Below are 18639 nucleotides of genomic sequence, written 5' to 3'. Positions count from 1 at the left end.
CCACCACGCCATGAACAACGACGCCATCGTCACCCGCCACCTCGGCATCCGCGGCCGCGTGCAGGGCGTGGGTTACCGCTGGTCGATGGTGCAGGCGGCGAAGCGGCTCGGCGTGCGCGGCTGGGTGCGCAACCGGCGCGACGGCAGCGTGGAGGCGCTCGCGGCTGGCGAGGCTGCGGCGGTGGAGGCGTTGATCCGCTGGGCGCACCAGGGGCCGGACGGTGCGCGCGTGGATGCGGTCGACGTGAGCGATGCGGCTACGCACGGCGTGCCCGAGGGCTTCGAGCAGCGCGAAACCGCCTAGTACCCGCCGGCTGGCGCCATTTGCAACCCCGCAGGCGGGCATTGCTACCTTCCGCGGCTTGTGTACCAAGCAGGGCCATTGCATGTGTCGGACAATCGAAGGCGGTTTCTCATCCTCCCGCGACACAAGAGACATCCCATGAAACTCCCCACCAAAGTCAAGATCGTCGACGTCGGCCCGCGCGACGGCCTGCAGAACGAAAAGCAGCCGGTCTCCGCTGAGGTCAAGATCGGCCTCGTGCACCGCCTGCAGGACGCGGGGCTCAAGGAGATCGAGGTCACCAGCTTCGTCAGCCCCAAGTGGGTGCCGCAGATGGCAGACAACGCCGAGGTGATGCACGGCATCAGGCGCAAGCCCGGCGTGCGCTATTCGGTGCTCACGCCCAACATGAAAGGCTTCGAGGCCGCCATCGCCGCGCCGCGCGAAGAGTGGCCCGACGAGATCGTAGTGTTCGGCGCTGCGAGCGAGGCCTTCAGTCAGAAGAACATCAACTGCTCCATTGCCGAGAGCATCGAGCGCTTCGCGCCCGTGGTGGCCGCGGCGCGCGAGAAGGGCATCCATGTGCGCGGTGCCATGTCGTGCACGGTCGGTTGCCCCTATGAAGGCGAGATTGCGCCGGCCAAGGTCGCCTACCTCGCGCAACTGATGAAGGGCATCGGCGTGCAGCGCGTGGACGTGGCCGACACCATCGGCGTGGGCACGCCGCGCAAGGTGCAGGCGGCGATGGAGGCCACGCTGGCGCACTTCGATGTCGACGCCATTTCCGGCCACTTTCACGACACCTACGGGCAGGCGCTGGTCAACACGCTGGCGGCGCTCGAACTGGGCGTGTGGAACTTCCAATCGTCCTCGGCCGGCCTGGGCGGCTGCCCGTACGCCAAGGGCGCGACCGGCAACGTGGCGACCGAAGACGTGGTCTACATGCTGCACGGCATGGGCATCGAGACCGGCATCGACCTCGACAGGCTGATCGACGCGGGCGTGTACATCAGCGAGGCGCTGGGCCGCGAGCCGAACTCGCGTGCCTCGAAGGCCATCCGCACCAAGCGGGCGGGTTGAAGCATGGACTTGCAAGTCTGGCTCGCATTCCTGGTGGCGAGTTGCGTCATCGCCGTGTCGCCCGGTTCGGGCGCGGTGCTCAGCATGAGCCATGGGCTCAGCTACGGCGTGCGGCGCACCACGGCGACCATCGTGGGGCTCCAGCTGGGGCTCGCCGTGATCTTGCTGGTGGCCGGGCTCGGCGTGGGCGCGGTGCTCACCGCCTCGGCCACCGCGTTCACGGTCATCAAAGTGGTCGGCGCTTGCTACCTTCTGTGGCTGGGCTGGCGCCAGTGGCGCGCGCCCGTTGCGAAGATCGACGGCAACGCGCAGGAGGCGGCTTCCGAGCCCGACCTCACGGCGCCGCAGCGCGTGCTGCGCGGCTTCCTGACCAACGTGACCAACCCCAAGGGCATCGTCTTCATGGCGGCCGTGCTGCCGCAGTTCATCCAGCCGACGCGGCCGCTGTGGCTGCAGCTGCTGGTGCTGCTGGCCACGACGGTGATGGTCGACGTGACTGTGATGCACGGTTACGCCTGGCTGGCCGCGCGGCTGCAGGGCGTGCTTCGCAGCGTGCGCGCCCGGCGTGCGCAGAACCGCGTCTTCGGCGGCGTGCTGATGGCGATGGGCGCATTCCTGTTTGCATTCAAGCGCAGCGCGTAGAGGCTGCGGACCCGTTTCCTCATTCCCCCGGCACCACGGTGCCTGATAGATTCGAATCCATGTCCATGTGCGGCTCTGAACTCCACTCCCTCCCCGAAGGCGTCCAGCGCGTCTCCCGCGTGCTGCAGGACGCCGGCCATCCCCATTCGCCACGCATGCTCGACGACGCCTGCCGCACCGCGCAGCAGGCGGCCGACGCGCTCGGCATCTCCGTCGGGCAGATCGCCAAGAGCATCATCTTCCGCCGCAAGAGCGACGAAGTGGCGGTGCTGGTCATCACCTCGGGCGACAAGCGCGTGGACGAGAAGAAGGTCGATGCGCTGGTCGGCAAGACCGGCCGTGCCGATGCCGACTTCGTGAAGGCGCGCACCGGCTTCACCATCGGCGGCGTCTCGCCCGTGGGCCATGTGACCAAGCCCGTGGTGCTGATCGACCGCGAGCTGTTCCGCTTCGAGGAAATCTGGGCGGCCGCGGGCCATCCGCATGCGGTGTTCCAGCTGCGCCCGCATGACCTCGAGAAGCTCACCGGCGCGCCGGTGGCGGACGTGGTGTGAATTTCGACGAGGCGGAAACGCTCGCCGAACGCGCCGTGGCCGTGCAGGCCATGGCGCAAGACGTGCCCTCGCCGTGCTCCTCGGTGTGCCGCATGGACCGCCTGAGCGGCTTCTGCGAAGGCTGCCTGCGCACCATTCCCGAGATCGCGGGCTGGAGCAAGATGGAAGACGAAACGCGGCGCCATGTGTGGCGAGCGATAGAGTTGCGGGCCAAGGCCGGCATCTGGCGGGCTCCAGCCGACACAGGAGACAGGCACGCATGAAGCACATCGACTTCTATCTCGACTTCATCTCGCCCTACGCGCATCTCGCGTTCGAACACCTGCCCGAGGCGCTCGAAGGCCTGAACTACAGCGTGGCCTACAAGCCGGTGCTGCTGGGCGCGCTGCTCAAGCAGCACGGGCAACTCGGCCCGGCAGAGATTCCGTCGAAGCGCAGCTGGACGTATCGCCACGTGCTCTGGCTGGGCCATGCGAACGGCATCGAGATCGAGATGCCGGCCTCGCATCCTTACAACCCGCTGGCCCACCTGCGGCTCGCGCTGTCGACCAGTGACGACGGCAGCATCAGCCGCCTTGTGGCAGAGACCGTCTTCCGCCACGTGTGGCGCGGCGGTGAAGAGCCTGGCGACGCCACGCGCCTTGCTGCGCTCACTGCACAGCTGAAGCCGAAGCGCGAAGCGAACAGCGACGAGAGCAAGGCCCTGCTCAAGCGCAACACCGACGAGGCCCTGCAGCTCGGCGTGTTCGGCACGCCGGCCTATGTGGTCGATGGCCGCCTGTTCTGGGGCTTCGACGGCCTCCAGATGCTGCGTGCCTATCTGATGGGCGACGCATGGTTCGACGGCCCGCAATGGACCTTGGCCGACCAGCGCCCATCCCTGCTGCGCAGCAGCAAGAACCAGGCACCTAGGTAAAACCCGGTAAGGGCCGAATTTCTTACAGGCTGAAACGCGCTGCGCGGGTTTCACCCTAATCCGTAAGCGTCGGTTCAGTTTCGCGCAAGGCTCGGGTCAGTCGCGCCTCCAAGAATGCCTCACGGTCCCGAATGCCGGGAACCGCAACGAACGCATACACAGGAGATGACCAATGGCAGCCACACTAGATTCGAGGGGAGTGCCGCATCCGGCCCCCCGGCCCATGTCAGCGGAGGAGAAGAAAGTCATCTTCGCCTCCTCGCTCGGCACCGTGTTCGAGTGGTACGACTTCTACCTCTACGGTTCGCTGGCCGCGATCATCGCGAAGCAGTTCTTCAGTGGCCTGGATGCGGGCGCGGCCTTCATCTTCGCGCTGCTGGCGTTCGCCGCCGGCTTCCTGGTGCGTCCGTTCGGCGCCATCGTGTTCGGCCGCCTGGGCGACATGATCGGGCGCAAGTACACCTTCCTGGTCACGATCCTGATCATGGGCCTGTCGACCTTCATCGTCGGCCTGCTGCCCAGCTACGCGACCATCGGCGTCGCGGCGCCGGTGATCCTGATCGCGCTGCGCATGCTGCAGGGCCTGGCGCTCGGCGGTGAATACGGCGGTGCCGCCACTTACGTGGCCGAGCACTCGCCGCACGGCAAGCGCGGCGCCTACACCTCGTGGATCCAGACCACGGCAACGCTCGGCCTGTTCCTGAGCCTGCTGGTGATCCTGGGCGTGCGCGAATGGCTCGGCGAAGCGGTGTTCAACGACTGGGGCTGGCGCATTCCGTTCCTGGTGTCGATCCTGCTGCTGGGCATCTCGGTGTGGATCCGCCTGTCGCTGAGCGAATCGCCGGCCTTCCAGAAGATGAAGGCCGAGGGCAAGACCTCGAAGGCGCCGCTGTCCGAGTCGTTCGGCGAGTGGAAGAACCTGAAGATCGTCATCCTGGCGCTGGTCGGCCTCACGGCAGGCCAGGCGGTGGTCTGGTATTCGGGCCAGTTCTACGCGCTCTTCTTCCTGACTGCGCAGCTGAAGGTCGATGCGACCACGGCCAACCTGATGATCGCCGCCGCGCTGCTGCTCGGTACGCCGTTCTTCGTGGTGTTCGGCACGCTGTCGGACAAGATCGGCCGCAAGCCGATCATCATGGCCGGCTGCCTGCTGGCCGTGGTCACCTACTTCCCGGTCTTCAAGATGCTGACCGAAGCCGCCAACCCCGACCTGGCCCGCGCACAGGCCACGGCCGCCGTCACGGTGACGGCCGACCCGGCGACCTGCTCGTTCCAGGGCAATCCGGTGGCTCGCGAGATCGACTTCCGCAGCTCGTGCGACATCGCCAAGCGCTACCTCGTGCAGAACTCGGTGAGCTATGAGAACGTGGCCGGCGCGCCGGGTTCGAAGGCCATCGTGAAGATCGGCGACAAGTCGGTCGAGGCGCCGGTCGGCAACGTCGCGAACTCCAAGTTCGACGAGAACTCCGCCAAGGAAATCGCTGCCTTCAAGAAGGGCGTGGCCGAAGACCTGAAGGTTGCGGGCTACCCGGCCAAGGCCGACCCAGCCAAGATCAACAAGGTGATGACGGTGCTGCTGCTGTTCTGGCTGGTGCTGCTGGTGACCATGGTCTACGGCCCGATCGCCGCGATGCTGGTCGAGCTGTTCCCCACGCGCATCCGCTACACCTCGATGAGCCTGCCGTACCACATCGGCAACGGCTGGTTCGGCGGCCTGCTGCCGACCACTGCCTTCGCCATCGTGGCCTCCACCGGCAACATGTACAACGGGCTTTGGTATCCGATCATCATTGCCGGCATCACGCTGGTGGTGGGCACGATCTTCATCCGCGAAACCAAGAACGTGGACATCTACGCGAACGACTGAGCGTCGCTCGCACAGGAGGGCGCCATGCCCTCCGTTCAACAAAGAGGCTTCATGCCAACCGCATGAGGCCTTTTTCTTGAACCCCTCGAATCAATCAACCTCGTCAGGAGACAACACCCATGTGGAAACTCGTCGTCGGCTTCGTCATCTTTGCCGCCATTGCTCTGTACGTGATCTCCAAGGCCGGCGACAAGGTCGACATGTCGGGCGAGAAGCACGGTGGCGATACCACCACGCACGAGCCTGCGCCCGCCGCTGCGCCCAAGTAAGGCGCAGCCTTATCTCTTGAATTTGCCGTCGCTGACGATCGACAGGTCTACGAAGTCGATGCCCGTGTGGTCCGTCGGCGAGTAGCTCACGTCGAGCCCGCCGCCCACGTCGTACTGGAAGTTGTTGAGCGTGGCGATGAGCTTTGCGCGCGTGGGCTTCGGGCCCGTGCGGCGCAGCGCCTCCACCATCACCTTGGTGGCGACGAAGCCTTCGAGCAGCGCGGGCGACAGGTCGTTCTGGCCCTTGGCCTTGGCCAGCGCCAGCGCTTCCTTGATGAGCGGGTGGCCGAAGGAGCGCTCGTAGGGCAGCACCTGCGTGATGATCACGCCGGCACTCGCCGAGCCCAGTTCCTTGATGAAGCCCGAGGCCGCGTTGTTCGACAGCGTGATGATCTGCGCCGCCGAGCCCGCGGCGCGCAGCGCCTTGATGCCGTCGGTCACGGCAGTGCCCGAGCCGATCCACAGCACCGCCTGTGCGTTGGCCTTGGTCAGCTGCGGAACGATCGCCGCGAAGTCGGGCTTGTTGCGGTCGGCCAGCGCGACCACGGCCGGCTTCAGGTTCGCTTTCTCGAAGCCCTTGTTCGCGCCTTCCATCGCGTCCTTGCCGAAGGAGTCGTCGGCCTGCACCACGGCGATGCGCTGGATGCCGGTGGTCTGCAGGTGCTGCACGGCCTTCTCGGCCTCGCGCTGGTAGGTCGAGCGCACGTTGAAGATGTTCTTCTGCAGCGGCTTGTGCAGCGCCATCGCACCCGTCGAAGGGCCGACCAGCGCTACGCCGTACTTGTCGAGCAGCGGAATCACCGCGAGCGTGTTGGGCGTGCCGCGGTTGAGCAGCAGCGCGACGACCTTCTTGTCTTCGATGAGCACGCGCGTGTTCTCCAGCGAGCGCTTGGCGTCGAGGCCGTCGTCCATGCGGATCACCTCGATCTGCTCGCCGTTGATGCCGCCCTGGGCGTTGACCTGGTCGATGACCAGTTGCGAGCCCAAGATGGTTTCCTTGACGCTGGCCGCCACCGGCCCCGAAAGATCGGCCGACTGGCCGATCAGGATCTGGGCCGATGCGCCCGGGGCCGCCATGGCCAGGAGCAGCGCCACGGCGCAGGACGTGAACGTCTTTTTCATCGAGCAAAGCCTTTCCACGAAGCGGAGTGCTTCTGTCAGCAGGTGTGTAATGTGTTGCTGAACGTCACTTGCCGCCAGTTCGCGGAAACCCTGTCAAACCAAGGTTTGCAGAATGCCCAGAGCCAACGGCCCGCCGGTTTTGCCGGCGGGCCGTTGGTTCGAAAGGCGTAGTCGAGGGCGGGGCTCAGCGCTTGAAGCGCCCGTCGCTGATGATCGAAAGGTCCGCGAAGTCGATGCCGCTGTGGTCCTGCGGCGAATAGCTCACTTCAAGCCCGCCGCCCAGGTCGTAGCCCTTGAGGCCTTCGAGCGCAGCGACCATCTTCGCGCGCGTGGGCTTGGGGCCCGCGCGGCGCAGCGCCTCCACCAGCACCTTGGCCGAGGCGAAGCCTTCGAGCATGGCTGGCGACAGCTCCGCCTGGCCCTTGGCCTGTGCGAGTGCCTGGGCTTCCTTCACCATCGGCTGGCCGAGCGAGCGCTCGTTCGGGAACACCTGCGTCACGATCACGCCCTTGCTCGCGTCGCCCAGCTGCTTGATGAAGCCCGAGGAGGCGTTGTTCGACAGCGTGACCACCTGCGCCGCCGAGCCGCCCGCGCGCAGCGCCTTGATGCCGTCGACCACGGCAACGCCCGAGCCGATCCATACCACGGCCTGCGCATTGGCGTCCTTGATGGCCGGCACGATGACCTTGTAGTCGGGCTTGTCGCGGTCGGCCGGAATGGTCACGACCGGCTTGGCCTTGCCCTTGGCGAAGCCGGTCATCGCGCCTTCGAGTGCGTCCGTGCCGAACGAGTCGGTCACGTGCACCACCGCGATCCGCGTGAGGCCGATGGTCAGCAGGTGCTGCACCGCCTTCTCGGCCTCGCGCTGGTAGGTGGCGCGAACGTTGAACACGTGCTTCTGCAGCGGCTTGTGCAGCACCATCGCGCCGGTGGAGGGGCCGATGAGCGCCACGTCGTACTTGTCGAGCCACGGGATGATGGCCTGCGAATGCGGCGTGCCGCGGCTCATGAACAGAGCCAGCACTTTCTTGTCTTCGATCAGCACGCGAGCGTTTTCGCTGGCGCGCTTCACGTCGAAGCCGTCGTCCATGCGCAGTATTTCGATCTTCTCGCCGTGGATGCCGCCCTGGGCGTTGACCGAGTCGATCAGCAGCTGCGCGCCGCCGATGGTCTCGTTCACGCTCGCGGCCACCGAGCCGGTCACGCCGGTGGTCTGGCCGATCAGGATCTGGGCCGACGCACCCACGGCGCTGAGGGCCAGCAGGGCGGCGGCGCAAAGCATGCGCGTCTTTGTCATGGAAGTCTTTCGAGGGAATGCAGGAACTGGCCCGGGAACATGTGAAAACAAATGTCGTATTTGTTTCTGAAAGTGTCTGAAACTCCATCCGGACAAACCCCTGTGCGGCCACCGACCTTGTGACGCAGTGCGCAAACCCGTCATGTAGCACTCCCTAGAATGTTTGCCCCACCCCCCAAGGCACTCATGACACAGGGCTCCATCCGGATTCGCGGCGCGCGCCAGCACAACCTCCAGAACCTCGACCTCGACATCCGCACCGGCGAGATGACGGTGGTCACCGGGCCCAGCGGCTCGGGCAAGTCCAGCCTCGTTTTCGACACCCTCTACGCCGAAGGCCAGCGGCGCTACGTGGAGACCTTCTCCGCCTACGCCCGCCAGTTCCTGGACCGCATGGACAAGCCGGCCGTCGACAAGGTGGAGGGCGTGCCGCCCGCCATCGCCATCGACCAGACCAACCCGGTGCGCTCCTCGCGCTCCACGGTCGGCACGATGACCGAGCTGAACGACCACCTGAAGCTGCTCTTCGCGCGCGCGGCCAACCTGTTCGACCGCGAAACCGCGCTGCCGGTGCGCCACGATTCGCCCGACAGCATCTACGCGCAGATCGTCGAGCGCGCGGCCGCGGCGGGCGATCCGCGGCTGGTCGTCACCTTCCCGGTCGAGCTGCCCGCGAGCACCACGGCCGAGGAAGTCACGCAGTGGCTGTCGGCCAGCGGCTTCACGCGCGTGCAGGCCGAGCGCGAGGTGGCCACGCCCACCGGGCCGCGCAAGGTGCTCGACGTGGTGGCCGACCGCTTCCGCGCCTCGAGCGCCGAGCGCTCGCGCGTGGTCGAGGCCATCGAGGTGGCGTTCAAGCGCGGCAGCGGGCGTGTCACGGTGCACGCCACGGGCGCCGAAGAAAACGCGCCGACGGACGTCTGGAAGTTCTCCACCGGCCTGCACTGCCCCGAGAGCGACATCCGCTACGCCGACCCCATCCCGTCGATGTTCTCGTTCAACTCGGCCGTGGGCGCCTGCGAGACCTGCCGCGGCTTCGGCCGCGTGATCGGCGTCGACCTGGGCCTGGTGATTCCGAACGACAAGCTCACGCTGCGAGCCGGCGCCATCAAGACCATCCAGACGCCCGCCTGGAAGGAAGCGCAGGACGACCTCATGCGCCATGCCGAAACCGCCGGCATCCCGCGCGACACCCCCTGGAACAAGCTCACCGACGAGCAGAAGCACTGGGTGATCGAAGGCACGCCCAACTACAAGGAAGGCAACTGGAACAAGCAGTGGTACGGCGTGCGGCGCTTCTTCGGCTACCTGGAGAGCAAGGCCTACAAGATGCACATCCGCGTGCTCTTGTCCAAATACCGCAGCTACACGCCATGCCCCACCTGCAGCGGCGCGCGCCTGAAGCTCGACAGCCTGCTGTGGCGCATCGGCAGCAAGGAAGACGCCGACGCCGTGCTGCCGCCCGAAAAGCGCTTCATGCCCACGGGCGCCAAGTGGACGCGCGCGCAGCTCGAAGCCCTGCCGGGCCTATGCCTGCATGACCTGATGCTGCTGCCCATCGAGCGGCTGCGCAGGCTCTTCGACCGCGTCGAGCACCACGGCAACGGCCACACGGTGAGCGAAGGCGAAACCCAGGCCCTCAAACTCCTCTTCGAAGAAATCACCACGCGCCTGCGCTACCTGCACGACGTCGGCATCGGCTACCTCACGCTCGACCGCCAGAGCCGCACGCTGAGCGGCGGCGAAGTACAGCGCATCAACCTCACGACCGCGCTCGGCACCTCGCTGGTCAACACGCTGTTCGTGCTCGACGAGCCCAGCATCGGCCTGCACCCGCGCGACATGAACCGCATCACCGAGGCCATGCTGCGCCTGCGCGACGCCGGCAACACGCTGGTGGTGGTCGAGCACGACCCGGCCGTGATGCTCGCCGCCGACCGTGTGATCGACATGGGCCCCGGCCCCGGCGCGCGCGGCGGGCAGATCGTGTTCGACGGCACCACCGACCAGCTGCGCGACGCCGACACGCTCACCGGCCAGTACCTGGGCGGGCGCAAGAAGATCGGCATGGGCTTCAAGCGGCTCGTGAGCGAGAACACGCACCGCCTCATTCTCGAAGGCGTGCGCGAGCACAACCTGAAGAACATCGCGGTCGAGTTCCCGCTGGCGCGCCTGGTGTGCGTCACCGGCGTCAGCGGCTCGGGCAAGTCCACGCTGATACAGGACGTGCTGGCGCCCGCGCTGATGCGCCACTTCGGCAAGGCCACCGAAACGCCCGGCGCGCACGACCGCATGCTCGGTGCCGACCACCTGGGCGACGTGGTGTTCGTCGACCAATCGCCCATCGGCAAGACAGCGCGTTCCAACCCCGCGAGCTACGTGGGCGCGTGGGACGCCATCCGCGAAATATTCGCCACCGCGGCGCTGTCGCGCCAGCGCGGCTACACCGCGAGCAAGTTCAGCTTCAACTCCGGCGACGGGCGCTGCCCGACCTGCGGCGGCTCGGGTTTCGAGCACGTCGAGATGCAGTTCCTGTCCGACGTGTACCTGCGCTGCCCCGATTGCGACGGCAAGCGCTACCGCCCCGAAATCCTCGAAGTGCGCGTGGAGCGCAAGGGCAAGAGCTACAACGTGGCCGACGTGCTCGACCTCACCGTGGCCGAAGCGGCCACCGTGTTCGAGGCCGACCGTGACGTGCTGCGCGTGCTGCAGCCGATTTCCGACGTGGGCCTGGACTACGTCAAGCTCGGCCAGCCCGTGCCCACGCTGAGCGGCGGCGAGGCGCAGCGCCTGAAGCTCGCGGGTTTCCTGGCCGAGGCCGCCAAGAGCGCGACCTCGAGCAAGCAGTCGGTGGCGCGCAAGGGCACGCTCTTCCTGTTCGACGAGCCGACCACCGGCCTGCACTTCGACGACATCGCGCGGCTGATGCGCGCACTGCGCAAGCTGCTCGACGCCGGCCATTCGCTGATCGTCATCGAGCACAACCTCGACGTGATCCGCGCGAGCGACTGGCTCATCGACCTCGGCCCCGAAGGCGGCGAGGGCGGTGGCCAGGTGGTGGCAGAAGGCACGCCGGAGCAGCTGCGCGAGAACCGCGCTTCGCTCACCGGCGCCGCGCTGGCCGACTACGAGCTGGCCATCGGCCCCGACGCCTACAAGGTGGCCGAGCGCGCCGCGCGCCGCTACATCGCCAATGCGAAGACGGCGCCGGGCAGCAACGCGATCGAGATCGTCAACGCGCGCGAGCACAACCTGAAGAACCTCAGCGTCGACATTCCGCGCGGCAAATTCAGCGTGGTGACCGGCGTGAGCGGCTCGGGCAAGTCGACGCTGGCCTTCGACATTCTTTTCAACGAAGGGCAGCGCCGGTACCTCGAATCGCTCAACGCCTATGCGCGCAGCATCGTGCAGCCGGCAGGCCGGCCCGAGGTGGACGCGGTGTACGGCATTCCGCCGACCGTGGCCATCGAGCAGCGCCTGTCGCGCGGCGGCCGCAAGAGCACGGTGGGCACCACCACCGAGGTGTGGCACTTCCTGCGGCTGCTGTACGTGAAGCTGGGCATCCAGCACTGCATTCACGACGGCGCGGCCGTGCAGCCGCAGACGCCCGACAGCATCGCCGCGCAGCTCATGCGCAACTTCAAGGGCCAGCACATCGGCCTGCTCGCGCCGCTGGTGAGCAACCGCAAGGGCGTGTACACCGAACTGGCCGACTGGGCGCGCCCGCGCGGCTTCACGCACCTGCGCGTGGACGGCGACTTCCTGCCGACCACCGGCTTCCCGCGCATCGACCGCTTCAAGGAGCACAGCATCGAGCTGCCCGTGGCCAGCCTCGACGTGCTGCCATCGAAGGAGACCGAGCTGCGCGAGGCGCTGACCAAGGCGCTCGAACACGGCAAGGGCGTGGTGCACGTGCTGAGCCAGCTCGACGGCCTGCGCGCCGCGATGATGGCGGGCGTGTCCGCCGCCGGCATCGGCCGCGTGAACGTGTTCTCCACGCTGCGCGCCTGCCCGGTGTGCAGCACCAGCTACGCCGAGCTCGACCCGCGCCTGTTCAGCTACAACAGCAAGCACGGCTGGTGCCCCGATTGCGTGGGCACGGGCGTCAAGCTCAGCAAGGACCAGCGCAAGGTGTTCGACGACTCCGTGCTGGCCGACGACAACAAGGGCCGCGAGCAGACCTTTGCAGAGCCCGAGGTCGAGGACCTGGCCGACGTGGTCTGCCCGACCTGCGAGGGCACGCGCCTGAACGCCACGGCCCGCGCCGTGGGCTTCGGCACCGCGGCCGACGGCTCGGGCGGCATCGGCATCACCGAACTCGCGCGCATGAGCGTGACCGAGGTGCGGCAGTGGTTCGAGGGGCTGACGCTCACGGGCCGCGAAGCGGAGATCGCGCGCGATCTCGTGCCCGAGATCAAGAGCCGGCTCGAATTCCTCGAAGAAGTGGGCCTGGGCTACCTCACGCTCGACCGTGGCGCGCCCACGCTTTCAGGCGGCGAGGCGCAGCGCATCCGCCTGGCGGCGCAGCTCGGCAGCAACCTGCAGGGCGTGTGCTACGTGCTCGACGAGCCGACCATCGGCCTGCACGCGCGCGACAACCAGATCCTGCTCGACGCGCTGCACAAGCTCGGCGACAAGGGCAACACGCTAGTGGTGGTGGAGCACGACGAAGACACCATCCGCCGCGCCGACCACATCATCGACATCGGCCCGAGCGCGGGCAAGCGTGGCGGCCGGCTGGTGGCCGAGGGCTCGGTGGCCGACATCCAGAACGCCGGCGATTCGCAGACCGGCCGCTACCTGCGCGATGCCATCAAGCACCCGCTGCAGGCGCGCCGCCTCGTGCCTTCGCCCAACCCCAAGGCCACGGACAACGGCGAATGGCTCACCGTGCACGGCGCCGACCTGCACAACCTGCAGGACGTGACCGCCACGCTGCCGCTGCATCGCCTGGTGGTGGTCACGGGCGTCAGCGGCTCGGGCAAGTCGACGCTCGCGCGCGACGTGCTGCTGGCCAACGTGCACGGCATCGTGGTGCAGCGCATGACCAAGGCGGGCCGCGACGCCGACGCCGCCGGCAAGCGCCCGGCCTGGGCCGGCTGCAGCAAGGTCGAGGGCTACGAGACCATCGACCGCGTGCTCGAAGTCGACCAGACGCCCATCGGCAAGACGCCGCGCAGCTGCCCGGCCACCTACATCGGCTTCTGGGACACCATCCGCAAGCTCTTCGCCGACACGCTCGAAGCCAAGGCGCGCGGCTACGGCCCGGCGCGCTTCAGCTTCAACACCGGCGAAGGTCGTTGCCCCGGTTGCGACGGTGCGGGCGTGCGCACCATCGAGATGAGCTTCCTGCCCGACGTGAAGGTGCCCTGCGAGGTGTGCCACGGCGCGCGCTTCAACCCCGAGACGCTGGCCGTGAGCTGGCGCGGCAAGAGCATCGGCGACGTGCTGAAGATGGAAGTCGACGAGGCCGTCGAGTTCTTCGCCAGCATGCCCAACATCGCCCACCCGCTGCAGCTGCTGAAGGACGTGGGGCTCGGCTACCTCACGCTGGGGCAGCCCTCGCCCACGCTATCGGGCGGCGAGGCGCAGCGCATCAAGCTGGTGACCGAGTTGAGCAAGGTGCGCGACGACATCACCCGCCGCGGCCAGAAGGCGCCGCACACGCTGTACGTGCTCGACGAGCCGACCGTGGGCCTCCACATGGCCGACGTCGAGAAGCTGATCCACGTGCTGCATCGGCTGGTGAACGGCGGCCACAGCGTGGTGGTGATCGAGCACGACCTCGACCTGATCGCCGAGGCCGACTGGATCCTCGACCTCGGGCCCGAGGGCGGCAACGCCGGTGGGCGCATCGTCGCGGCGGCGCCGCCGGAAGAAGTGGTGCGGCTCGGCACGCACACCGGCGTGGCCTTGGCGCCAGTGCTGGCGCGATAGACAGGGCAGGGCGGGGCTTGCCTCCGCCTTCCTCCTCCTCCTCTTATTTCTGGATATCGCCCAGGCAGAGGTACTTGATCTCCACGTAATCGTCCATGCCGTGGTGCGAGCCTTCGCGCCCCAGGCCCGACTGCTTCACGCCGCCGAAGGGCACGTGCTCGGTGGCGATCACGCCGGCGTTGATGCCGACCATGCCGTATTCCAGCGCTTCCGCCACGCGAAAGATCCGGCCTACGTCGCGTGTGTAGAAGTAGCTCGCGAGGCCGAACTCGGTGTTGTTTGCCGCGTCGATGCCGTCCTGCTCGGTCTTGAAGCGGAACACGGGCGCGAAGGGGCCGAAGGTTTCTTCGCGTGCGCACAGCATGTCGGGGGTGGCTTCGGCAATCACGGTCGGCTCGAAGAACTGGCCCTGCATCCTGTGGCCGCCCGCCAGCACCTTGCCGCCCTTGGCGATGGCGTCGGCTACATGGCGCTGCACCTTGTCGATGGCCGCATCCTCGATCAGCGGGCCCTGCATCACGCCGTCCTCGAAGCCGTTGCCGACCTTGAGTGCCTTCACCTTGGCCGCGAACTTCTCGACGAAGGCGTCATAGATGCCTTCCTGCACATACAGCCGGTTCGCGCACACGCAGGTCTGGCCGGCGTTGCGGTACTTGCTCGCGATGGCGCCTTCGACAGCCGAATCCACATCCGCATCGTCGAACACCAGGAAAGGCGCGTTGCCGCCCAGCTCCAGCGACAGCTTCTTGACCGTCGGCGCGCACTGGCTCATCAGGATGCGGCCCACTTCGGTGGAGCCCGTGAAGCTCAGGTGGCGCACGACGTCGCTCTCGCACAACTCCTTGCCGATCGCGATGCTGTTCTGGCTGTCGGCCGTGAGCACGTTGAGCACGCCCGCCGGAATGCCGGCCCGCACGGCCAGCTCCGCAGCGGCCAGCGCGGTCAGCGGCGTGAGTTCGGCCGGCTTGATGACGACCGTGCAGCCCGCGGCCAGTGCCGGCGCCACCTTGCGGGTGATCATGGCCAGCGGAAAATTCCACGGCGTGATCGCCGCGCACACGCCGATGGGCTGCTTCATCACCAACAGGCGGCGGTTGTTGTCGAACTGCGGCAGCACCTCGCCGTTCACGCGCTTGGCTTCTTCGGCAAACCACTCGATGAAGCTCGCGCCGTAGGCGACCTCGCCCTTGGCTTCGGCAAAAGGCTTGCCCTGCTCGGCGGTCATCAGGCGGCCCAGGTCTTCGGTGTTGGCGATCAGCAGATCGAACCACTTGCGCAGCACGATGCTGCGCTCCTTGCCGGTCTTGCCGCGCCAGGCGGCAAGCGCCTTGTTGGCGGCGGCGATGGCGTGCGCGGCGTCCGTACGCGTGAGGTTGGCCACGTCGACCAGCTTCCGGCCGGTGGCCGGGTCGTTCACGTCGAAGCGGCTCGCGCCCGCAATCCACTCGCCTGCGATCAGCGCATCGGTCTTGAGCAAGGTCGGGTCGTTCAGCAGCGCGAGGGGAGATGTCTTCGTGTCCATGGTGTCATGTTGTCTCTAAAGAAATGAGTAGCCGGTGCAAGCACCCGGTGTCAGCGGAAAGGTACGCCCGGAAGCACGCAGAGCATTTCGTAAAGCAGATTGGCCCCGAGCAGCGCAGTGTTTCCGCTCGTGTCGTACGGCGGGCTGACCTCTACCAGGTCGGCGCCCACCACGTTCAGCCCGCGGCAGCCGCGCACGATCTCCAGCGCCTGCGGCACGGTAAGGCCACCGATCTCCGGCGTGCCGGTGCCGCCGGCGAACGAAGGATCGATGCCGTCGATGTCGAAGCTGATGTACACCGGATGCGTCGGCCCGATGCGCTCGCGCACCTGCGCCATCAGCGGCGCCAGTGACTGGTACCAGACCTCGTGCGCCTGCACCACTGTGAAGCCCTGTTCGCGCGGCCAGTCGAAATCGTCCGCCGCATAGCCGGTGCCGCGCAGGCCGATCTGCCAGACCTTGTCGCAGGCCAGCAGGCCCTCTTCGACGGCGCGCCGGAACGGTGTGCCGTGCGCGATGCGCTCGCCGAACATGTCATCGTTCACGTCCGCATGCGCATCCACATGCACCAGCGCCACCGGGCCATGTTTGCGCGCCAATGCGCGCAGGATCGGCAACGCGATGGTGTGGTCACCGCCCAGCGTCAGCGGCGCGCAGCCGGCGGCCAGCACCGTGTCGTAGAAGTCCGAGATGATGTCGATCGATTTTTCGAGCGAATAGGTGTTGATCGGCACGTCGCCCAGGTCGGCCACGTTCAGCTTGTCGAAAGGCGCCGCGCCGGTGGCCATGTTGTAGGGCCGCAGCAATGCCGACTCCGCACGGATCTGGCGCGGCCCGAAGCGCGCGCCCGGCCGGTTGGAAGTGCCGATGTCCAGCGGCACGCCGATGAACGCCGCATCCAGCCCTGCCGGAGACGTTGCAGCGGGCAGCCGCATCATCGTGCCGGGGCCGGCGAAGCGCGGCATCGTGTTGCCGCCCAGCGGCTGGTTCGGTGTTGTGGTGGTGGGCATCGTGCGTGTGCGGGTTCAACGCCGCCGGCCGCGCAGCCATTCGAGCGCAAGCAGCAGCGTGGTGGTGAAGATGATCAGCAGCGTCGCCACGGCGGCGATGGTGGGCGAGATGTTCTCGCGGATGCCGGTGAACATCTGGCGCGGCAGCGTGACCTGGTCCGGCCCCGCGAGAAACAGCGTGACCACCACCTCGTCGAATGAAGTGGCAAAGGCGAACAGCGCGCCCGAGATCACGCCTGGCGCAATCACCGGCAGCGTGACGCGCATGAAGGTCCTGAACGGTGTCTCCCCCAGGCTCAGCGATGCGCGCACCAGGTTCTGGTTGAAGCCGGCCAGTGTGGCGAGCACGGTGGTCAGCACGAAGGGCGCGCCCAGCGCCGCATGCACCACGATCAGCCCGAAGTAGGTGTCGGCCAGTCCGATGGGGGCGAAGTAGAGATACGTGGCGACGCCCACCACCACGATCGGCACCACCATCGGCGAGATCAGCACGCTCATGAGCAGGCCCTTGAAGGCGAAGCTCGTGCGCGACAACCCCACCGCCGCCAGCGTGCCCAGCACGGTGGCCAGCACCGTGGCGGCCGGCGCGACGATGAAGCTGTTGCGCGCCGCGCGTGCCCACTCGGGCGATTCGAAGAGGTTGCGATACCACCGCAGCGACCAGCCGGGAATCGGGTAGGCCAGGAACGAGCTGTCGGAGAACGACAGCGGAATCACCACCAGGATCGGCGCCAGCAGGAAGGCCAGCACCGCGACACAGCCGCCGCGCACCAGCCACCAGCCGAGCTTGTCGGCGAAGGTGGCATAGGCCGGGAATTGGGGAAGCTTCAACATGTTCGTCTGTCTTTCGTGCAGCTTTTCGTGCGGCTCATCCGAGGCTCAGCTCGGCCTTGCCGATGCGGCGGTACACGGCATACAGAATCAGCGTGGCGACCAGCAGCACGGAGCCCAGCGCGCACGCCATGCCCCAGTTGATTTCGACGTTGGTGTAGCGCGCGATGTAGTAGCTCAGCATCTGGTCGTCCGCGCCGCCGAGCAGCGCCGGCGTCACGTAGTAGCCGATAGCGAGGATGAAGACCAGCAGCGCGCCGGCGCCGATGCCCGGGTAGGTCTGCGGCACGTACACGCGGAAGAAGGCCGCCAGCGGCGAACTGCCGAGCGAGACGGCCGCGCGCAGGTAGGTGGGCGGCACGCTCTTCATGACGCTGTACAGCGGCAGGATCATGAAGGGCAGCAGGATGTGCACCATCGCGATGATCACGCCGGTGCGGTTGAACAGCAGCGCCAGCGGATGGTCGATCAGGCCGATGCCCATGAGGCCCCGGTTGACCAGCCCCTCGGACTGCAGCAGCACGATCCACGCCGCCACGCGCACCAGGATGGAAGTCCAGAACGGCACCAGCACCAGGATCATCAGCACGTTGGCCTTGCGCGCCGGCAGCGTCGACAGCCACCAGGCCAGCGGATAGGCCAGCAGCAGGCAGAAGAAGGTGACGACGGCGCTGATCTGGAAGGTGCGCAGCAGGATGCCGGCAAAGGCGCGCTGGTCGGCGGGCATGCGCTCGACCTCGCCGGCCACGTCGCGCCGCAGGTCGACCGAGGCGAGCAGGTAGTCGGGCGTCCAGCGCGAGCCGTTCTTGGCAATCGCCTGCCAGTACGGCGCCTCGCCCCAGCGCGGGTCGAGCTCCAGCATGCGCGCCTTGACCTCTTCCGGCGTGCCGGCGATCGGCAGCGCACGGAAGGTGCCCATCACCAGCGAGCGGGCGCCGGCGATCTCGGTGTTGAGGCGGCGCGCCAGGGCGCCCGCGTCGGAGCTGTCGGGCAGCTGGCCGAGATCGGCCGCGATGGCTGCAAAGGCCGCCGGCGCGGGCGCCTCCTTGCGGTTCCAGCCGTCGAGCGCACGTACGGTGCGCGGCAGCGCGTTGGCCACCTCGGGGTTTTCTACCGCACGCTGCAGCAGCGCCACGATGGGCACCAGCAGCGTCAGCAGCAGAAACACCAGCAGCGGCACCGTGAGCGCAAACGCGCGCCACTTTCGGCGGGCTTCGGCGCGCGCCAGCGCACGCCGCAGTTCGCCGGGCGGCGCTTCTGCTGGAACCAGGGGGACAGACGTTGCCGCGTGCATGGACTCTTTCGCGCT

The 18639-nt window shown here is 67.4% G+C and carries 15 protein-coding genes; 9 read left to right on the top strand and 6 right to left on the bottom strand.

Features of this window, described 5'->3' with window-relative positions:
* Nucleotides 1–10: 10 nt before the first annotated feature.
* The 8 genes from ACN9MV_RS28855 (at nt 11) to ACN9MV_RS28820 (ending at nt 5611) form a co-directional block, all read left to right on the top strand.
* Nucleotides 11–304 (top strand): acylphosphatase, encoded by a 294-nt coding sequence (locus ACN9MV_RS28855; protein ID WP_426390529.1) that lies wholly within the window; start codon nt 11–13, stop codon nt 302–304.
* A gap of 138 nt (nt 305–442) precedes the next feature.
* Complete coding sequence (locus ACN9MV_RS28850; RefSeq protein ID WP_426390528.1) at nt 443–1363, top strand: hydroxymethylglutaryl-CoA lyase; 921 nt, start codon at nt 443–445, stop codon at nt 1361–1363.
* Nucleotides 1364–1366: 3 nt separating this feature from the next.
* On the top strand, nt 1367–2005 hold the full coding sequence (gene rhtB, locus ACN9MV_RS28845) for a homoserine/homoserine lactone efflux protein (protein WP_093056734.1): 639 nt from the start codon (nt 1367–1369) through the stop codon (nt 2003–2005).
* Between the two features lie 65 nt (nt 2006–2070).
* The gene (locus ACN9MV_RS28840; RefSeq protein ID WP_093056785.1) at nt 2071–2559 is read left to right on the top strand and encodes a YbaK/EbsC family protein; all 489 of its coding nucleotides are present in this window, start codon (nt 2071–2073) and stop codon (nt 2557–2559) included.
* The gene (locus ACN9MV_RS28835) at nt 2556–2822 is read left to right on the top strand and encodes a DUF1289 domain-containing protein (protein WP_093056733.1); all 267 of its coding nucleotides are present in this window, start codon (nt 2556–2558) and stop codon (nt 2820–2822) included. Before ACN9MV_RS28840 ends, ACN9MV_RS28835 begins: the two co-directional genes overlap by 4 nt.
* Nucleotides 2819–3475 carry a 2-hydroxychromene-2-carboxylate isomerase gene (locus ACN9MV_RS28830; RefSeq protein ID WP_093078364.1) on the top strand — a complete coding sequence of 219 codons (657 nt, stop codon included), beginning with the start codon at nt 2819–2821 and terminating at the stop codon, nt 3473–3475. The genes ACN9MV_RS28835 and ACN9MV_RS28830 overlap by 4 nt, the downstream gene beginning before the upstream one ends.
* 172 nt (nt 3476–3647) lie before the next feature.
* A complete protein-coding gene (locus ACN9MV_RS28825) occupies nt 3648–5342 on the top strand; it encodes an MFS transporter (protein ID WP_093056731.1) in 1695 nt (564 codons plus the stop codon).
* A gap of 119 nt (nt 5343–5461) precedes the next feature.
* Nucleotides 5462–5611, top strand: coding sequence for a hypothetical protein (locus tag ACN9MV_RS28820; protein ID WP_019656389.1), 150 nt, complete (start codon nt 5462–5464; stop codon nt 5609–5611).
* A 9-nt stretch (nt 5612–5620) separates the two neighbouring features.
* Here ACN9MV_RS28820 and ACN9MV_RS28815 read toward each other — a convergent pair whose 3' ends face one another.
* Together ACN9MV_RS28815 and ACN9MV_RS28810 are read right to left on the bottom strand one after the other, a co-directional pair.
* Nucleotides 5621–6733: an ABC transporter substrate-binding protein gene (locus ACN9MV_RS28815; protein WP_426390527.1), complete on the bottom strand. Its 1113-nt coding sequence runs from the start codon at nt 6731–6733 to the stop codon at nt 5621–5623.
* 184 nt (nt 6734–6917) lie between these two features.
* Nucleotides 6918–8030, bottom strand: a complete 1113-nt coding sequence (locus ACN9MV_RS28810; RefSeq protein WP_093078365.1) for an ABC transporter substrate-binding protein — start codon at nt 8028–8030, stop codon at nt 6918–6920.
* A 186-nt stretch (nt 8031–8216) separates the two neighbouring features.
* On the opposite strand from ACN9MV_RS28810, the gene uvrA reads away from it, so the two are divergent.
* Nucleotides 8217–13967 carry an excinuclease ABC subunit UvrA gene (uvrA, locus tag ACN9MV_RS28805; RefSeq protein ID WP_426390526.1) on the top strand — a complete coding sequence of 1917 codons (5751 nt, stop codon included), beginning with the start codon at nt 8217–8219 and terminating at the stop codon, nt 13965–13967.
* A 43-nt stretch (nt 13968–14010) separates the two neighbouring features.
* Here uvrA and ACN9MV_RS28800 read toward each other — a convergent pair whose 3' ends face one another.
* From ACN9MV_RS28800 to ACN9MV_RS28785, 4 genes are read right to left on the bottom strand one after another with little or no spacing between them, the layout of a single operon-like run.
* Nucleotides 14011–15489, bottom strand: coding sequence for an NAD-dependent succinate-semialdehyde dehydrogenase (locus ACN9MV_RS28800; RefSeq protein WP_426390525.1), 1479 nt, complete (start codon nt 15487–15489; stop codon nt 14011–14013).
* A gap of 50 nt (nt 15490–15539) precedes the next feature.
* The gene (gene speB / locus ACN9MV_RS28795) at nt 15540–16499 is read right to left on the bottom strand and encodes an agmatinase (RefSeq protein ID WP_093078370.1); all 960 of its coding nucleotides are present in this window, start codon (nt 16497–16499) and stop codon (nt 15540–15542) included.
* 15 nt (nt 16500–16514) lie between these two features.
* On the bottom strand, nt 16515–17333 hold the full coding sequence (locus tag ACN9MV_RS28790; protein ID WP_093056725.1) for an ABC transporter permease: 819 nt from the start codon (nt 17331–17333) through the stop codon (nt 16515–16517).
* Between the two features lie 34 nt (nt 17334–17367).
* Complete coding sequence (locus tag ACN9MV_RS28785; protein ID WP_426390524.1) at nt 17368–18624, bottom strand: ABC transporter permease; 1257 nt, start codon at nt 18622–18624, stop codon at nt 17368–17370.
* Between the last annotated feature and the right edge of the window lie 15 nt (nt 18625–18639).

Source organism: Variovorax sp. R-27, from assembly GCF_049913215.1.
Taxonomy (GTDB): Bacteria; Pseudomonadota; Gammaproteobacteria; order Burkholderiales; family Burkholderiaceae_C; genus Variovorax.
The sequence above is the reverse complement of the archived record's forward strand: the minus strand, read 5'-3'. Positions and strand labels throughout refer to the sequence as shown.